The sequence below is a fragment of the Paraburkholderia megapolitana genome, assembly GCF_007556815.1.
Classification (GTDB): Bacteria; Pseudomonadota; Gammaproteobacteria; order Burkholderiales; family Burkholderiaceae; genus Paraburkholderia; species Paraburkholderia megapolitana.
On the sequence record NZ_CP041745.1, the window covers coordinates 3,935,813 to 3,952,500 of the forward strand.

General features: G+C 61.4%; 11 protein-coding genes and 2 rRNA genes (1 of these 13 cut by a window edge). 2 read left to right on the forward strand and 11 right to left on the reverse strand.

Annotation, left to right across the window (positions count from 1 at the left end; translation table 11 throughout):
• Window positions 1-10: 10 nt before the first annotated feature.
• The 7 genes from FNZ07_RS30905 to coq7 form a co-directional block, all read right to left on the reverse strand.
• A complete protein-coding gene (locus FNZ07_RS30905) occupies window positions 11-1,423 on the reverse strand; it encodes a UDP-N-acetylmuramoyl-tripeptide--D-alanyl-D-alanine ligase (protein ID WP_091010955.1) in 1,413 nt (470 codons plus the stop codon).
• Window positions 1,420-2,964, reverse strand: coding sequence for a UDP-N-acetylmuramoyl-L-alanyl-D-glutamate--2,6-diaminopimelate ligase (locus FNZ07_RS30910; protein ID WP_091010954.1), 1,545 nt, complete (start codon window positions 2,962-2,964; stop codon window positions 1,420-1,422). Before FNZ07_RS30910 ends, FNZ07_RS30905 begins: the two co-directional genes overlap by 4 nt.
• Window positions 2,961-4,835, reverse strand: a complete 1,875-nt coding sequence (locus tag FNZ07_RS30915; RefSeq protein ID WP_091010953.1) for a peptidoglycan D,D-transpeptidase FtsI family protein — start codon at window positions 4,833-4,835, stop codon at window positions 2,961-2,963. The genes FNZ07_RS30910 and FNZ07_RS30915 overlap by 4 nt, the downstream gene beginning before the upstream one ends.
• Window positions 4,832-5,185 (reverse strand): cell division protein FtsL, encoded by a 354-nt coding sequence (gene ftsL, locus FNZ07_RS30920; RefSeq protein WP_091010952.1) that lies wholly within the window; start codon window positions 5,183-5,185, stop codon window positions 4,832-4,834. Before ftsL ends, FNZ07_RS30915 begins: the two co-directional genes overlap by 4 nt.
• Window positions 5,182-6,123, reverse strand: a complete 942-nt coding sequence (rsmH, locus tag FNZ07_RS30925) for a 16S rRNA (cytosine(1402)-N(4))-methyltransferase RsmH (protein ID WP_091010951.1) — start codon at window positions 6,121-6,123, stop codon at window positions 5,182-5,184. Before rsmH ends, ftsL begins: the two co-directional genes overlap by 4 nt.
• Window positions 6,124-6,150: 27 nt before the next feature.
• Window positions 6,151-6,579, reverse strand: a complete 429-nt coding sequence (gene mraZ, locus FNZ07_RS30930) for a division/cell wall cluster transcriptional repressor MraZ (protein WP_091010950.1) — start codon at window positions 6,577-6,579, stop codon at window positions 6,151-6,153.
• A 416-nt stretch (window positions 6,580-6,995) separates the two neighbouring features.
• Window positions 6,996-7,634, reverse strand: a complete 639-nt coding sequence (gene coq7 / locus FNZ07_RS30935) for a 2-polyprenyl-3-methyl-6-methoxy-1,4-benzoquinone monooxygenase (RefSeq protein WP_091010949.1) — start codon at window positions 7,632-7,634, stop codon at window positions 6,996-6,998.
• Window positions 7,635-7,938: 304 nt separating this feature from the next.
• Here coq7 and FNZ07_RS30940 point away from each other — a divergent pair, with 304 nt between their 5' ends.
• The gene (locus tag FNZ07_RS30940; protein ID WP_091010948.1) at window positions 7,939-9,096 is read left to right on the forward strand and encodes a porin; all 1,158 of its coding nucleotides are present in this window, start codon (window positions 7,939-7,941) and stop codon (window positions 9,094-9,096) included.
• A 220-nt stretch (window positions 9,097-9,316) separates the two neighbouring features.
• Here the strand turns inward: FNZ07_RS30940 and FNZ07_RS30945 are convergent, their stop codons facing one another.
• Together FNZ07_RS30945 and FNZ07_RS30950 are read right to left on the reverse strand one after the other, a co-directional pair.
• Window positions 9,317-10,990 (reverse strand): long-chain fatty acid--CoA ligase, encoded by a 1,674-nt coding sequence (locus FNZ07_RS30945; RefSeq protein ID WP_091010947.1) that lies wholly within the window; start codon window positions 10,988-10,990, stop codon window positions 9,317-9,319.
• Between the two features lie 174 nt (window positions 10,991-11,164).
• Complete coding sequence (locus tag FNZ07_RS30950) at window positions 11,165-13,243, reverse strand: molybdopterin-containing oxidoreductase family protein (RefSeq protein ID WP_091010946.1); 2,079 nt, start codon at window positions 13,241-13,243, stop codon at window positions 11,165-11,167.
• A 169-nt stretch (window positions 13,244-13,412) separates the two neighbouring features.
• Here FNZ07_RS30950 and FNZ07_RS30955 point away from each other — a divergent pair, with 169 nt between their 5' ends.
• Window positions 13,413-14,606: a M20 aminoacylase family protein gene (locus FNZ07_RS30955; protein ID WP_091011615.1), complete on the forward strand. Its 1,194-nt coding sequence runs from the start codon at window positions 13,413-13,415 to the stop codon at window positions 14,604-14,606.
• A 270-nt stretch (window positions 14,607-14,876) separates the two neighbouring features.
• On the opposite strand, the gene rrf is transcribed toward FNZ07_RS30955, so the two are convergent.
• Together rrf and FNZ07_RS30965 are read right to left on the reverse strand one after the other, a co-directional pair.
• Window positions 14,877-14,990 (reverse strand): 5S ribosomal RNA (rrf, locus tag FNZ07_RS30960).
• Window positions 14,991-15,184: 194 nt separating this feature from the next.
• Window positions 15,185-16,688 (reverse strand): 23S ribosomal RNA (locus tag FNZ07_RS30965) (it continues 1,377 nt past the right edge of the window).

Consider the following 16,688-nt stretch of genomic DNA (forward strand, 5'->3'; position numbering starts at 1 on the left):
TCCTTCTCTTTCAGTGCGCGCCGGGCGCGTGGCCCGATGCGTCGGGTTGTGGACTCGTGATGGCGTCCACCACGCGCTCCATCTGCATGAAACGCGAGCCTTTTACGAGAATCGTTGCACCGGCGCCGAAGCCGGCTTGCTGCAATTGCGCGAGCAATCCAGCGAGGTCGTCCGCGTGGTACGCGCCGGCGCCGTACGCGCCGCACGCATCGCGGGTCGCGTCGCCGAGCGCAAACAGCTCGTCGATACCGCGCTCCTTCGCATAGGCACCGACCTCGCGATGAAACGCCGGGCCGTTGTCGCCGACTTCACCCATGTCGCCCATCACCAGCACGCGCGGCGATGCCTGAGCGGCGAGCACATCGATTGCAGCAAGCATCGAGTCGGGGTTCGCGTTGTACGTATCGTCGATCACGGTCGCGCCGGCCAGCGCGCCGCGTGTCGCATGCTTCACCTGCAGGCGCCCTTTCACGGCGCCGAATGCTTCGAGGCCACGGCGGATCGCGTCGAGCGTTACACCAGCGGCAAGCGCTGCGGCCGTCGCGGCCAGTGCGTTGCGCGCGTTGTGCTCGCCGAGCACCTGCAGCGTGATGTCGACGTGGCCTGCTGGCGTGTCGATGCCCAGACGGTTGCCGGTCAGCGTGCCGGTCACCGCGGCTTCTGTATGACGGTTCGCGTCGTTCAGCGAGAAATCGACGATCGGGTTGCCGGTGGCGGCCACGCGCCAGATGCTGGCGTACGCGTCGTCGGCGGGGAACACGGCTGTGCCGTTAGGTGCCAGCGCGTGAATGACGCTCGCGTGTTCGAGCGCGACCGCTTCGACCGTCGCCATGAATTCCTGGTGTTCGCGCTGTGCGTTGTTCACGACCGCGACCGTCGGCTCCGCGAGTTTCGCGAGCACCGCCGTTTCGCCGGGATGATTCATGCCGAGTTCGATTACAGCCAACCGGTGCGCGGCGGTAAGACGGAACAGCGTCAACGGCACGCCGATGTCGTTGTTGAAGTTGCCAGCAGTCGCAAGCCGCAGATCGGCACCAACCGCAGCCGCGAAGATCGACGAGATCATTTCCTTGACCGTCGTCTTGCCGTTGCTGCCCGTCACTGCAACGAGCGGCAATGTGAAACGACGGCGCCAGCCGCGCGCGAGCGTGCCGAGTGCGACGCGCGTATCCGTTACTTTTAACGTCGGCACTTGCCAGCCGTCGGGACTGCGTGCAACCAGCACCGCCGATACGTTCCGTGCCGCGACGTCGGCGAGGAAATCGTGTGCATCGAAGCGGTCGCCCTTCAGCGCGACGAACAGATCGCCGGGGCCGGCCGTGCGGCTGTCGGTCGACACGCGTTCGAACGTCGTGCCCGCATCGCCGAGAACAGTTGCGCCCGGAATCAGCCCAGCGGCTTCACGCAGCGAGAACAAAGTCATTCGCCACCTCCCCGTGCCTGCGTCGCCCGCGCAGCCAGCGCGAGACGGGCGTGATCCTGATCGGAGAATGCGCGCTTCCTGCCCATGATTTCCTGAGTCGATTCGTGCCCTTTGCCGGCCAGCACGATCACGTCTTCGCGTGCGGCCGTGCGGATTGCCTGCAGGATCGCGCTCGCGCGATCCTCGATGCGGCGCGCCTTCGACGCGTCCTGCATGCCCGCGACGATCTGGTCGATGATGCTCTGCGGGTCTTCGCCACGCGGGTTGTCGCTGGTTACGACGACGCCATCGGCGAGCCGCTCGGCGATCGCGCCCATCAGCGGCCGTTTGGTCGCATCGCGGTCGCCGCCGCAACCGAACATGCAGATCAGTTCGCCGCCGCGCGCTTCCGCCATCGGGCGCAGGGCGGTCAGCGTCTTGTCGAGCGCGTCGGGTGTGTGTGCGTAGTCGATCACGACGAGCGGCTCGTCGTTCTGCAGGCGGCCACCGAGCCGCTGCATCCGGCCGTTCACCGGTTCCAGCTTCGCCAGTTCGGCGAGGGCGGCGTCGAACGGTACGTCGGCGGCAAGCAGTGCGCCCAGCACGCCGAGCAGATTGCTCACGTTGAACGCGCCGAGTGTCGCGACCTCGACGTCGGCATTGCCCCAGTCCGATGCGAGATGAAATGCGGTCCCGATCGCGGTGGGGCGCACGTTCGAGGCGAGTAGCAATGCATCGGCTGCCGGCGCACCGTCGGGCGCGGTGTCGAGACCGTAAGCGATAACGCGCGCGTGACCGCGCACACTGGCGATCAACCGGTGGCCCGCTTCGTCGTCGCGATTGATCACCGCGCAGCGCAAGCCGGGCCACGCGAAGAGCCGTGCTTTCGCCGCTTCGTAAGCGGCGAACGTGCCGTGATAGTCGAGGTGATCCTGCGTGAGATTGGTGAAGACGGCGATATCGAACGAGGTTCCGTTCACGCGGCCCTGATGCAGCGCGTGCGACGACACTTCCATCGCCACCGCCTGTGCACCCGCGTCGCGCAGTTCGGCGAGGTTGCGCTGCAGCTGCGGTGCATCCGGTGTCGTGAAGCCCGTGTGGACCAGTTGCCCCGGCATGCCGCTGCCGAGCGTCCCGATGATCGCGCAAGGCTTACCCAGTGCGCTCAGTGCCGCCGAGATCCATTGGGTCGACGACGTCTTGCCGTTCGTGCCGGTCACGCCGATCGCAAGCAGCGCATCGCTGGGGTCTCCGTACCAGCCGCTCGCAATCGATCCCGCCAGTTCGTTCAGCGCCGGCACCGCGTGCGCGACCGCCGGGTCCGGCTGACCCGCGAAATTGTCCGGCTGATACAGCACCGCGGCAGCGCCGCGCTCGATCGCGTTATCGATGAACGCGCGATTGTCCGCGCCGTCCACCGCGTAGGCGAGAAAAACATCGCCGGCGGCAAGCGAGCGCGTATCGGCGTGCAGATGCGCCGTCGGCTGCGCATGTGCGCGCAGCCAGGCGAGCGCGTCGGCGATCTGCCGGTGCGCGGAGTGCGAGGACCGAAATACGCTCATCGCACGACTCCGGGGCGGTTCTTCGCGTTGTCGGCGATGGTCATGTGTTTCGCGGCGGTGTTCGTCGCGAGCCTCTTCGCAGCGGTGGGTGCGAGCGCGGGCGTGGGTGTCGACGGTGCCGCGGATGCGCTGTCGTCGGACACGACTAGCTGCTTCACCGGCATGTCAGGCGGTATGTTCAGCGAACGCAGCGTATCGCCGGCGATTGCCGAGAACACCGGACCCGACACCCAGCCGCCGAAGTGGCTGCCGGACGTCGGTTCATCGACCGACACGGCGACTACGATGCGCGGATTCGGCATCGGCGCCATGCCGACGAAAGACGCGCGGTACTTCGATTTGTCGTAGCCGCGACCGACGTGTTTGTACGCGGTACCGCTCTTGCCGCCGACGCGATAGCCGGGCACTGCCGCTTCCGGCGATGTGCCGCCTGGCGCCACGACGGTTTCGAGCATCGCGCGAACTTCGCGCGCGGTGGTCGGCGAGAAGACCTGCGGACCGGTCACCTGCGCATCGCCCTGCGTGCGGAAAATGGACACGGGCAGCACCTCGCCGTCGTGCGCGATGGCCGTGTAAGCGCGGCCAAGCTGGAACAGCGACGCCGACAGGCCGTAGCCGTACGACATCGTCGCCTGTTCGATCCGGCGCCAGCTCTTCCACGGACGCAGACGGCCAGCCGCCGCACCCGGGAAGCCGACCTTCGGCGCCTGACCGAGACCGATGCTGGTGTACATGTTCCACATCTCTTCGGGCTTGAGCTGCATCGCGATCTTGGTCGCGCCGATGTTGCTCGACTTCTGGATCACGCCGCCTACGGTCAGCACGCCGAACGCGCTGTCGTCGGTGATCTGCGCGCCGTCGAGCATGAAACGTCCGGGGCCTGTATCTACCAGGGTAGTCGGCGAGACGCGATGCAGATCGAGTGCGAGCGAGATCGTGAACGGCTTCATGATCGAACCGGGCTCGAACACATCGGTCAGGATGCGGTTGCGCAACTGCTCGCCGGTCAGGTGCGTGCGGTCGTTCGGGTTATAGGTCGGGTAATTGACGAGAGCCAGCACCTCGCCGGTCTTCACGTCGATCACCATTGCCGCACCGGCCTTGGCCTTGAATTTCTCCACTGCCGCTTTCAGGTTCGTATACGCGATGTACTGGACCTTGCTGTCGATCGACAGGTCCACGTCGTCGCCGTTGTGCGGAATCACCTGCTCGTCGACGTCCTCGACGATATGGCCCATGCGGTCCTTGATGACGTGGCGGATACCGGGTGTGCCTTCGAGCATTTTCTGGTCGCCGAGTTCGACGCCTTCCTGGCCTTCGTCCTCGACGTTGGTGAAACCGATCAGGTGAGCGGTGATCTCGCCTTCCGGATAGAAGCGCTTGTATTCGTCGCGCTGATAGATGCCGGGAATGTCGAGGTCGGCGACCTGCTGAGCAACGTCGACCGGCACCTGGCGCTTCACGTAGACAAAGGTCTTGTCCTCCGACAGCTTGGTGCGCAATTCCTTTTGCGTCATGCCAAGCAGCTTGCCGAGCGACGCGAGCTTGTCGGCGCCGAGATCGTCGGGCACGGCTTCGGGAATCGCCCAGATCGCGCGCACCGGCAGACTCGTGGCGAGCACGAGCCCGTTGCGATCGAGAATCTTGCCACGCGTGGCCGGCAGTTCGAGCGTGCGCTGATAGCGGCTCTCGCCCTGCTTCTGATAGAACGCGTTGCCCGGCCCCTGAATCCAGAACGCGCGCGCGGTCAGTGCGACGAACGCCATGAACAGCATGAACACCACGAGCTTCGAGCGCCACATCGGCAGACGCACCGAGAGGATCGGGTTCGCCGAAAAGGCTACGCTCTTGCGGTTCGACGATTTCTTCATCGTGCGCCTCCGCGATGGGTCGCCGTAGCGGGTGCCGGCACGGGCGCCGACGTCGGAATCGGTGCGTCCTCAGCCTTCACGGCGCCGGAATCGAGCGTCAGGTATTGCGTACGGCCGGTCGTGACGGACTGCATCTTCAGTGAAGCCGTGGCGATCTGTTCGATGCGCGAAGTCTTCGACAACGCGCTCTGCTGATATTGAAGCTGCGAATAATCCTGCTGCAACTGACGCTCCTGCGTCTGTGCGCGCTGCAACTGGATGAAGATCTGGCGCTGCTGGTTCGTCGCATTAACAACCGACAACGCACATCCCATCACGACGATCAGCAGGAAGATATTGAGGCGGTTCATGGCGCGATCCGCTCGGCGATGCGCATCACGGCGGAACGCGCGCGCGGGTTCGCGGCGACTTCCGCGTCGCTCGCGAACACGCGGCCACGCAGTTTGAGCGGCGGGCTGGGGAGATCAGCGGCACGGATCGGCAGGCGGCGGTCGAGCACAGGCGCACTAGCGTGCACCTGCATGAACCGCTTGACGATCCGGTCCTCGAGCGAATGAAAGCTGATCACCACCAGCCGCCCCCCTTGCTCCAGCAACGACAATGCAGCTTCTAAAACGACTTGCAGCTCCGCAAGCTCTTGATTGACGTGAATCCGTATAGCCTGAAAGGTGCGGGTTGCCGGATCCTTGCCCTTCTCACGGGTTTTGACGACGTTAGCCACGATTTCGGCAAGCTCGCCCGTGCTGACGAGAGGCCCAAGACGGTCGGACTCTGCCCGGCGAGCAACAAGCGCCTTTGCAATCTGAAAAGCAAACCGTTCTTCCCCATAATCTCGTATCACCTCCGTCAGTTCCTGCACCGTGGCCCGCGCGAGCCAGTCAGCGGCAGACTCGCCGCGCGTCGGGTCCATTCGCATGTCGAGCGGGCCGTCGGCGCGGAAACTGAAACCCCGCTCCGGGTCGTCGATTTGCGGCGACGACACGCCCAGATCCAGCAACACTCCCGACACACGCCCTACTCCGCGCTCCGCCAGTGCGTCGCGCAGTGAAGCAAAACTCTCGTGCACGATCTCGAAACGCGGATCGGCGATCTGCTGCGCCGTGGCGATGGCGAGCGGGTCCTTGTCGAAGGCGATCAGCCGCCCCGCTTCGCCCAGCCTGCCCAACACCGCGCGGCTGTGACCACCGCGCCCGAACGTGCCGTCCACGTAGACACCGTCCGCGCGCGTCAGCAACGCATCGACCGCTTCTTCCAGCAGCACCGTGCGATGCTGCAACTCGTTTCCCATCGCAGGTGCCATATTCGTGAACCGCGATCAGAACGTGAAATTCTTCAACGCATCGGGCATGCCCTGGGCCATCGCCGCCTGTTCCTTCGCAGCGTAGGTTTGCGCGTCCCATAACTCGAAGTGACTGCCCATGCCGAGCAACATCACTTCTTTTTCAAGCGCGGCGGCGAGCCGCAATTCCGGCGACACGAGCACGCGACCCGCCGTGTCCAGATCGACATCCGATGCGTTACCGAGAAAAATCCGGCGCCACCAGTGAGCGTCCATGGGCAGCGCTGCGATCTTGGTGCGAAAGACCTCCCATTCCGGGCGCGGAAACAGCAACAGGCAGCCGTCCGGGTGCTTGGTAATCGTCACCCGGCCTTCTGCCTGTCCTTGCAGCGCATCCCGATAGCGGGACGGAATCGACATCCGTCCTTTCGCATCGAGTGTCAGCGCCGACGCCCCTTGGAACACTTCGCTCTCCCCTTGCCCGGCGTCCGCCGCCGTTCGCCTGATTTCGAAAATCTACCCGGAAAGGCCCGGGAAATCACACAAAAATACACTTTCTCACACTGTCTCCCACTTTAGAGGAACGCTAAAGACGGGTCAAGGGAGATGCGCGGTTTTTTAACGAAATTTGTTTGTTAGAACAAGGACTTAGCGCGACTCCTTCACGTCACCCTTAAAATGGGAAAACCTTTATAAATGAATGGACTAGTGAAGCTTGTGAAGGTGATACGTGAAAAGCAGGAGGGAAGCGCCCGGCGGAAAAGCGATCTGGGCGGGAGAAATAAGGCGGGATAACCGACGTGGAGTAACGATGTGAGGTAAAACCGGCGCCGCATTTTTGAGACAGCGCGGATCGCGCCGTCCCACTTCAAACAAGACCGTCAGACATAGTACGCAGTACGAGTCATCACCTTCGACGCTGCACGCATCAACGCGCGAGCGGGAAACGGCAATTCGATGCCGCCTGCGTCGACCGCGGCCTTACCGTGAGCCGCTTCGTCGGCACGCATCTGCTCGACGACGGCACGCGATTCCCGGTCGGCTTCGGGCAATGCATCGAGATGGCCATTCAGATGATGCTCGACCTGGCGCTCCGTTTCCGCCATGAAGCCGAGACTCACACGATCGCCGAGACGACCGGCCACCAGACCGATTGCGAGTGCGCCCGCGTACCAGAGCGGATTCAGCAGGCTGGGGCGGGACTCGAGTGCATCGAGTCGTCGGGAGGTCCACGCGAGGTGATCTTCCTCTTCACGGGCGGCGTGATCGAAGGCGTTCTTGAGGGTCGGCGAACGCGTGGCCAGCTTCTGCGCCTGATAAAGCGCCTGGGCGCACACCTCGCCGACATGGTTGACCCGCATCAGCGCAGCCGCATGATTGCGCTCGGCAGGCGAGAGCTCCGCAGCGGTTTCGGCGGGCTCCAGCGGAGGCGGAACCGGCATCGGGCGCGTCATTCGAGACACTCCGGTCATTGAGCGTAAACCCCGATCAAACTCGCTAATCCATTCGTCCAGCAACATCTGGTTCTCCTGCTTTTTCAATTCGCCACCGATACCCGCAAACGCCCGTCCAGCAAAGGTATGCGGACAAAAAAACGGGCGCTGCCAAGCCACGGATTATGGCAAAACGGGTGGCCGACTTTTGATTCTAGACCATGTTGCGTAAACGAAACAGGGACCGACCAGGCGGTCTGCTTTTCCTTTGTCTCGATAAACCCTTTTGTTACATTACGTGGCAACTTCTCGCGAAGTTAATGGCAAGGCCGCAATACAGACAACTACTCGCCTTGTGACAAAAATTCGTAGCATCCTTGGAGATCATTCGATGAAAAAGTCGCTTCTCGCGCTTGCAGCTTTTGGCGCGTTCGCTGGCGTCGCTCATGCTCAAAGCAGTGTCACGCTGTACGGCATTATTGACGAAGGTTTCAACATCAACACGAACGCAGGCGGCAAGCACCTGTACAACCTGTCGAGCGGTGTTCTGCAAGGCAGCCGTTGGGGCCTGCGCGGCACGGAAGACCTGGGCGGTGGCCTGAAGGCAATCTTCGTGCTCGAAAACGGTTTTGACGTGAACAGCGGCAAGCTCGGTCAAGGCGGTCTGGAATTCGGTCGTCAAGCCTACGTCGGCCTGTCGAGCCAGTTCGGTACGGTCACGCTGGGTCGTCAGTACGACTCCGTCGTCGACTACGTCGGCCCGCTCGAAGCCGGCGACCAGTGGGGCGGCTACATCGCTGCTCACCCGGGCGACCTCGACAACTTCAACAACGCTTACCGCGTGAACAACGCAGTCAAGTTCACCAGCGCGAACTACGCTGGCCTGACGTTCGGCGCCCTGTACAGCTTTGGTGGCGTGGCAGGCGATTTCAGCCGCAATCAGACGTTCTCGGTCGGTGCTGGTTACAGCAACGGTCCGCTGGTGTTGGGTGTCGGTTACTTGAACGCACGTAACCCGTCGTCGTCGACTGGCCTGTTCGGCAACAACACCACGAGCGGCACGGCAGCTCCGGTGACGTCGCCGGTCTACCTGGGCTACGCAAATGCCAACACGTACCAGGTCATCGGTGCGGGCGGTGCTTACACGTTCGGCGCAGCAACGATCGGCGCGACGTACTCGAACATCAAGTTCATGAACTTCTCGAGCGGCGCGTTCCTGAGCCAGACCGCCACGTTCAACAACGGCGAACTGAACTTCAAGTATCAGCTGACCCCGGCACTCGTGCTCGGCGCTGCGTATGACTACACGCGCGGCAGCAAGATCAGCGGCGGCTCCGCTGCCCAGTATCACCAAGGTTCGATCGGCGCCGATTACTTCCTGTCGAAGCGGACCGACGTCTATGTGATTGGCGTCTACCAGCATGCTTTGGGCAATACGCTGGACGCGAAGGGCAATGTTATCCAAGCCGATGCTTCGATCAACGGCCTGACGCCTTCGGCGAACCAGAACCAGCTGACGGCACGTGTCGGTATCCGCCACAAGTTCTAATAAGTCGTAAAAAAGCAGTTCAACTCAAAGGCGCCTTCGGGCGCCTTTTTTTGTCTGCTGCTTTTGCGGGTTGCGCGGATGGGTAATGAAAAACGGCCTGACAGGGTGACCTGTCAGGCCGTTTGATCTTGCAGATCCAGTTGTCTTCGCGTCATGTGCGACCTACTCGATCGCACCTTCGCGCTCGCCGTAACGTTGTTCGGCGCCCGACTACATACTGTTACGCGCGCCCGTCGCGCAATTCCCGACGCAGGATCTTGCCCACATTGCTCTTCGGCAGCTCGGTGCGGAACTCGATGATTCTCGGCCGCTTGTACCCGGTCAGTTGCTCCTTGCAGTACGCGAACAGCACCGCGTCGGTGAGCGCCGGATCCTTCTTCACCACGAACAGCTTGACCGCCTCGCCCGAATGCTCGTCCGGCACACCAACGGCCGCTACTTCGAACACGCCAGGATGCTTGGCCACCACGTCTTCGATCTCGTTCGGATACACGTTGAAGCCCGACACCAGGATCATGTCCTTCTTGCGGTCGATGATCTTCGTGTAACCGCGTTCGTTCATGAAACCTACGTCTCCCGACTTGAAGAAGCCATCGGCCGTCATGACCTTGGCGGTTTCGTCGGGGCGATTCCAGTAGCCGGCCATCACCTGCGGCCCGCGAATGCAGACTTCGCCTGGCTGGCCGAGCGGTACTTCGTTGCCCTCGTCATCGCGGATCGAAATCTCCGTGGACGGCATCGGCAGTCCGATCGTCCCGCTGTACTCCGCTGTGTTCGACGGGTTGCAGGTCGCGCAGGGCGAGGTCTCCGAAAGGCCATAGCCCTCGATGATCGGCGCGTTCGTTCTCTCGAACCAGCGCTTCGCGACCGCCTCCTGAACCGCCATCCCGCCACCGTTCGCGACCAGCAGATTCGAGAAATCGAGCTTGTCGAAATCGGGGTGATTGAGCATCGCGTTATACAGCGTGTTCACCGCCGGTATCGTCGTGATCGGATAGCCTTGCAGCGACTTGATCATGCCCGCGATGTCGCGCGGATTCGGAATCAACACGCCGAGGCCGCCGGTGCGAATGGTCAACAGGCCGCAAACCGTCAGCGCAAACACGTGATACAGCGGCAGTGCCACGACCGTGATGAACTGGTCGATATCGGGCCGCTTCGCGCGCGCCGGCTGGAGCCAGGCTTCCGACTGCAGCACATTGGCGATCAGGTTTCTATGCAGCAGCGTGGCACCCTTCGCCACCCCGGTCGTGCCGCCCGTGTACTGCAGAAAAGCGATATCGTCGGGGCCTTGCTTGACCGGGCTGAATGAGCGGCGCGCGCCTTCGGCGAGCGCATCGTTGAATTTGACGTGCCCCGGCAGATTCCAGGCGGGCACCATCTTTTTGACCCGGCGGACCACGAAGTTGACGATGAGCCCCTTCGGTCCCAGCAGATCGCCAAGCGACGCAACCACGATGTGCTTGATGGAGGTGTTGGCGACAACCGCCTGCAGCGTCACTGCGAAATTCTCAAGCAGGATGATCGCTTCGGCGCCGCTGTCCTTCAGTTGATGTTCGAGTTCACGTGGCGTGTACAGCGGGTTCACGTTCACGACGACATACCCTGCGCGCAGAATCGCGGCCAATGCGACCGGGTACTGCAACACGTTCGGCATCATGATCGCAACGCGGGCGCCACGCGCGATTCCTTTCGACTGCAACCATCCGCCGAGCTTCGCGGAAAGCGTGTCGAGTTCGCCGTAGGTAATCTCTTTGCCCATGCACGCGAACGCCGGCTTCGCGCGATATTTGTGAAAACTTTCCTCGAACAGATCGGCAATCGATGCGTACTGGGTCGGATCGATCTCAGCTGGAACGCCAGACGGATAAGACTTCAGCCAGATTTTTTCCACGCGGCGTCTCCCTCTATATTTTCGAATGATCGTGCTAAAAAGTGCATCGTAGCATGCAGGTCCAACGGCAAAGCGCGAAAAGCGGCATGGTTAGACGACGCCCTCGAACAACAAGGCGATTTTTTCACAAATAACGGGGGATAGAAGCCCATTGAAGGACGTTTCCGGCAGCCGTTAGACTCGCTCGACTTCGACAAGACAGTCATAGAAGGTTGCGGAACCACCCAGGTCGGTGAGCCGCTGGCTCGTGACCTGATTGGCGTTGCGGCCGTCCGGCGAGAGCTTTTTCCACCAGATCGACAATCCGACTACGAGCCCTTCCCTCGCCTTGTCCGTCACGCGAGCGCGCGCTTGCATCGAACCGCGGTCGTTGAAGATACGCACCTGATCGCCATCTGTGATTCCGCGGAGTTGCGCGTCTGAAGGATGGATGTCGAGATGCGGATGACCCTCGGTCGACCGCAGGCTCGTGACATTGACGAAGGTACTGTTCAGAAAGTTGCGGGCGGGCGGCGAAATCATCGCCAGCGGATAGCGTTCGACGAGCTCCGGCGAACCTTCCGCCGATTCATACGGCGGCAGGTAATCCGGCAACGGATCGAGCCCTTGCTGCGCGAGGCGCTGACTCGAGAACTCGCACTTGCCGGACGGAGTGCGGAAGCCGCCGTTCGCAAACGGTGCGTCCGGCAGATTCAGGCGGGCCCAGCCTGTCTGTTTTAGGGTTTCCCAGTCGGTTCCGGCAAGCGCCGGATCGCTCCAGCGTAGCGCATTCGCCGCAACTGTCTCGTCACTCTCGAACAACGCCGGTTCTTGCAGTCCCATCGCCCGCGCTATACCCCGAAAGATCTCCGTGTTCGGCCGTGCGTCGCCAACCGGCGCGATCGCGGGCAGATTCACCATCACGTGGGTGTGTCCGTAGGATTTGTGCACATCGAGATGCTCGAGTTGCGTTGTCGCTGGGAGAAGCAGATCGGCGAAATCAGCGGTGTCGGTGCGGAAATGCTCAAGCACGATCGTGAAGAGGTCCTCACGCGCGAAGCCGGCCGCGACTCGCTCTGAATCGGGCGCGACGGCCACCGGGTTCGAGTTATAGACAATGACGGCCTCGACCTGCGGCCCGAACGTAGCATCGCCCGGATGCAGCAGCGCATTGCCGATTTCGTTCATATTGATGACGCGCGGCTGACGCTGCGGCCAGCCCGGTATCAGATCGGGGCGCCCGAGCGCGTGCGAATCGACCGGCGCCCAGCCCGACGACGACAGCAGCAGGCCGCCCGCCCGATCTCGCCACGCACCGGTCAACGACGGCAGACACGCGATGGCCCGCGTCGCGTTGCCCCCGCCGCGCACGCGCTGCATGCCGTAGTTCAGACGGATCGATGCCTTGCGGGTACTGCCGTACAGACGCGCCAGATCGACGACGACCTGCTCGTCGATACCGCAGATCTGCGCGACGCGCGCAGGTGGATAGGTCAGCGCGCGTGCTTTGAGCTCGTCGAAACCTACCGTGTGGTCGGCGATATACGCCAGGTCGAGCAGGTTGTCCGAGATCAGCACATGCATCATGCCGAGCGCGAGCGCACCGTCGGTGCCCGGCTTCAGCGCAATGTGCTGGTGGCACTTTTCGGCGGTCAGCGAGCGATAGGGGTCGATCGCGATCAGCTTCGCGCCGCGACGTTTCGCCTCCTGAACGCGTGTCCAGAAGTGCAGGTTTGATGCGATCGGGTTGGCACCCCAGATCAGAATGACTTCGCTCTCTTCGAAGAACTCGGTCAGCATGCCGAGGCTCGCACCATAGGTGTATTTGAGCCCGGCCGCGCCAGCTGCGGCGCAGATCGTGCGGTCCAGCTGCGACGCTCCGATTGCATGGAAAAATCGCTGGGCGATGCTTTCGCTTTGCACGAGCCCCATAGTGCCGGCATAGCTGTACGGCATGATCGCCTCGGGTGCGCGACTTGCGATCTCCGACAGGCGCGTTGCCGCAATCTCGAGCGCCTCGCTCCAGGTGATGGGCTCGAAGCGGCCTTCGCCCTTTCTGCCGACGCGCTTCATCGGCGTCGTCAAACGCTCCGGATGATGTACGCGCTCCGCGTAACGACTCACCTTCGTGCAGAGAACGCCCTGGGTGGGCGGGTGATCGGGGTCTCCGGTGACTTTGATGGCCCGTCCATCTTCGACGGTCACGCGCATGGCGCAGGTGTCCGGGCAATCGTGCGGACAGACGGCGCGGGCGAATTCGGCGGGGGCGTTCATGGGCGGTGGTCGTTGCTGAGCGGAATAGCGTTGATTTTATTACGTCCGCGGCTGGCCAGCCCGTGCCGTGCCGCCAAAAATTCCGGTGGGCGTAGAATGGATCGCCTCGATGTTCGAAGCACGCAAGTGGCTTCGGACGACATCACGTACATCGAAGCCCGATTCCATCATGAAACTGATCCCCGAAATTCAGGCCGCGAGCGGCGAAATCCAGACCCTGCGACGAACGATTCACGCACATCCCGAACTTCGTTACGAAGAAACCCAGACGGCCGACCTTGTTGCGAAAACACTGGCCGACTGGGGGATCGAAGTGCATCGAGGCATGGGTAAGACTGGAGTGGTCGGCATCCTGAAGCGCGGTAGCAGCACGCGGTCGATCGGTCTTCGCGCCGACATGGACGCGCTCCCGATCCAGGAACTCAACACCTTCGATCATCGTTCACGCAATGACGGGAAAATGCATGCGTGCGGACACGATGGACATACCGCGATGCTACTCGGTGCGGCGCGGCACCTCGTGAAACACGGGGAGTTCGATGGGACGATCGTGTTCATTTTTCAACCGGCGGAAGAAGGTGGGGCCGGCGCGCAGGCGATGATCGACGATGGTCTGTTTACGAAATTCCCTGTCGATGCCGTATTCGGCATTCACAACTGGCCCGGCATGCCTGCCGGTCAGTTCGGTGTGACGGAAGGCCCGATCATGGCCTCGAGCAATGAATTCCGGATCGAGATCAAGGGTACGGGGGCGCACGCGGCGATGCCGCATAACGGGAACGATCCAGTATTTACCGCAGTACAGATCGCCAACGGCCTGCAAGGCATCATCACCCGCAACAAGAAACCCCTCGATACGGCGGTGCTGTCCATTACCCAGATCCACGCCGGCGATGCAGTGAACGTCGTTCCTAACGATGCATGGATCGCGGGAACCGTGCGTACGTTTACGACGGCGACGCTCGATCTGATCGAGACACGCATGCGCAAGATCGCGGAGACGACCGCGGAGGCATACGATTGCTCGGCGAAACTGACGTTCCACCGAAACTATCCGCCGACAATCAATAGCGGCGAGGAGACGCGCTTCGCAGCGGCGGTGATGAAGGAGATCGTCGGCGCGGAGAACGTCGACGATGCCGTCGAACCGACGATGGGTGCGGAAGACTTCTCGTTCATGCTGCTGGCGAAGCCGGGTTGCTACGCGTTCCTCGGCAACGGCGAAGGCGGTCACCGCGATGCCGGCCACGGAGCGGGACCATGCATGCTGCACAACGCCAGCTATGACTTCAATGACGAGCTGTTGCCTATCGGTGCAACGTATTGGGTTCGGCTGGCGCAGCAGTTTTTGTCGCAGCGGTAGCTTTATGCGATGACGATTATTCTCGGTGGCCTACTGAGGGGTTTGGAAGGGTCGTCGGGAAAGAGTTCACGCTATGCAGCGTATTTCATCTTCGTGCGTAACGAGGTGAGTGAACAACAAGCTGGGGCGGTGGCCGCCCCCGGGGTGAAGTACTGGGGGGCGTCGTCCGGCAAGGCATGAGACGCGTACGGCTTGTACGCTACTAAACCGGTGCGGTAAACGCCAAGACCCCGCTGGTTGAGGGCGGGGTCTTGTCTTGCAGCATGAGGAGCCTGACGATTACCTACTTTCACACGGGCAATCCGCACTATCATCGGCGTGGAGTCGTTTCACGGTCCTGTTCGGGATGGGAAGGGGTGGTACCGACACGCTATGGTCATCAGGCATGACTTGTTGCTGTGTCGCCTTTGAGGGCGCTACAGCCAATCTGGAAGAAGTAGTTGAGAGGAAGCCTCTCGTTTGGGGTTGTGCGTATCGTGCACAACACTGATCTCAACCGGTGGTGTCTTGCCCCCGTTCGGGGGTGGTCCTGAGTAAGTGCTGAAGCACTAACTCATGACGTAAAACACACCTGTTATAGGATCAAGCCTTACGGGCAATTAGTATCAGTTAGCTTAACGCATTACTGCGCTTCCACACCTGACCTATCAACGTCCTGGTCTTGAACGACCCTTCAAGGGGCTCGAAGCCCCGGGGATATCTCATCTTAAGGCGAGTTTCCCGCTTAGATGCTTTCAGCGGTTATCTCTTCCGAACATAGCTACCCGGCGATGCCACTGGCGTGACAACCGGTACACCAGAGGTTCGTCCACTCCGGTCCTCTCGTACTAGGAGCAGCCCCCTTCAAATATCCAGCGCCCACGGCAGATAGGGACCAAACTGTCTCACGACGTTTTAAACCCAGCTCACGTACCTCTTTAAATGGCGAACAGCCATACCCTTGGGACCGGCTACAGCCCCAGGATGAGATGAGCCGACATCGAGGTGCCAAACACCGCCGTCGATATGAACTCTTGGGCGGTATCAGCCTGTTATCCCCAGAGTACCTTTTATCCGTTGAGCGATGGCCCTTCCATACAGAACCACCGGATCACTATGACCTGCTTTCGCACCTGCTCGACTTGTCGGTCTCGCAGTTAAGCACGCTTATGCCATTGCACTATCAGCACGATTTCCGACCGTACCTAGCGTACCTTCGTACTCCTCCGTTACACTTTGGGAGGAGACCGCCCCAGTCAAACTGCCTGCCATGCACTGTCCCCGACCCGGATAACGGGCCAAGGTTAGAACCTCAAACAAACCAGGGTGGTATTTCAAGGACGGCTCCACGCAGACTGGCGTCCACGCTTCAAAGCCTCCCACCTATCCTACACAGACCGGTTCAAAGTCCAATGCAAAGCTGCAGTAAAGGTTCATGGGGTCTTTCCGTCTAGCCGCGGGGAGATTGCATCATCACAAACACTTCAACTTCGCTGAGTCTCGGGAGGAGACAGTGTGGCCATCGTTACGCCATTCGTGCAGGTCGGAACTTACCCGACAAGGAATTTCGCTACCTTAGGACCGTTATAGTTACGGCCGCCGTTTACCGGGACTTCAATCAAGAGCTTGCACCCCATCATTTAATCTTCCGGCACCGGGCAGGCGTCACACCCTATACGTCCACTTTCGTGTTTGCAGAGTGCTGTGTTTTTATTAAACAGTCGCAGCCACCAGTTTATTGCAACCCCTTCACCCTCCTGGCGCAGGCCAGTCAAGCTACAGGGGCGTACCTTATCCCGAAGTTACGGTACCAATTTGCCGAGTTCCTTCTCCCGAGTTCTCTCAAGCGCCTTAGAATACTCATCTCGCCCACCTGTGTCGGTTTGCGGTACGGTCAACGTGAAACTGAAGCTTAGAGGCTTTTCCTGGAACCCCTTCCAGTTGCTTCGCTCCCGAAGGAGCTCGCGCCACACCCTTGAATTGCGCACCCGGATTTGCCAAAGTGCCTTCTCCAATGCAGCGACCGGGACTTCCAACACCCGGACAACCTTCCGCGATCCGTCCCCCCATCGCATTTCACGTCGGTGCAGGAATATTGACCTG

Coding starts and splice junctions, on each gene's coding strand:
- FNZ07_RS30915 (WP_091010953.1), bottom strand. CDS start 4,835: ATGAAGAAATCGTCGAACCGCAAGAGCGTAGCCTTTTCGGCGAACCCG.
- FNZ07_RS30955 (WP_091011615.1), top strand. CDS start 13,413: ATGAAACTGATCCCCGAAATTCAGGCCGCGAGCGGCGAAATCCAGACC.
- FNZ07_RS30940 (WP_091010948.1), top strand. CDS start 7,939: ATGAAAAAGTCGCTTCTCGCGCTTGCAGCTTTTGGCGCGTTCGCTGGC.
- FNZ07_RS30905 (WP_091010955.1), bottom strand. CDS start 1,423: ATGACTTTGTTCTCGCTGCGTGAAGCCGCTGGGCTGATTCCGGGCGCA.
- rsmH (WP_091010951.1), bottom strand. CDS start 6,123: ATGGGAAACGAGTTGCAGCATCGCACGGTGCTGCTGGAAGAAGCGGTC.
- FNZ07_RS30910 (WP_091010954.1), bottom strand. CDS start 2,964: ATGAGCGTATTTCGGTCCTCGCACTCCGCGCACCGGCAGATCGCCGAC.
- ftsL (WP_091010952.1), bottom strand. CDS start 5,185: ATGAACCGCCTCAATATCTTCCTGCTGATCGTCGTGATGGGATGTGCG.
- coq7 (WP_091010949.1), bottom strand. CDS start 7,634: ATGTTGCTGGACGAATGGATTAGCGAGTTTGATCGGGGTTTACGCTCA.
- FNZ07_RS30950 (WP_091010946.1), bottom strand. CDS start 13,243: ATGAACGCCCCCGCCGAATTCGCCCGCGCCGTCTGTCCGCACGATTGC.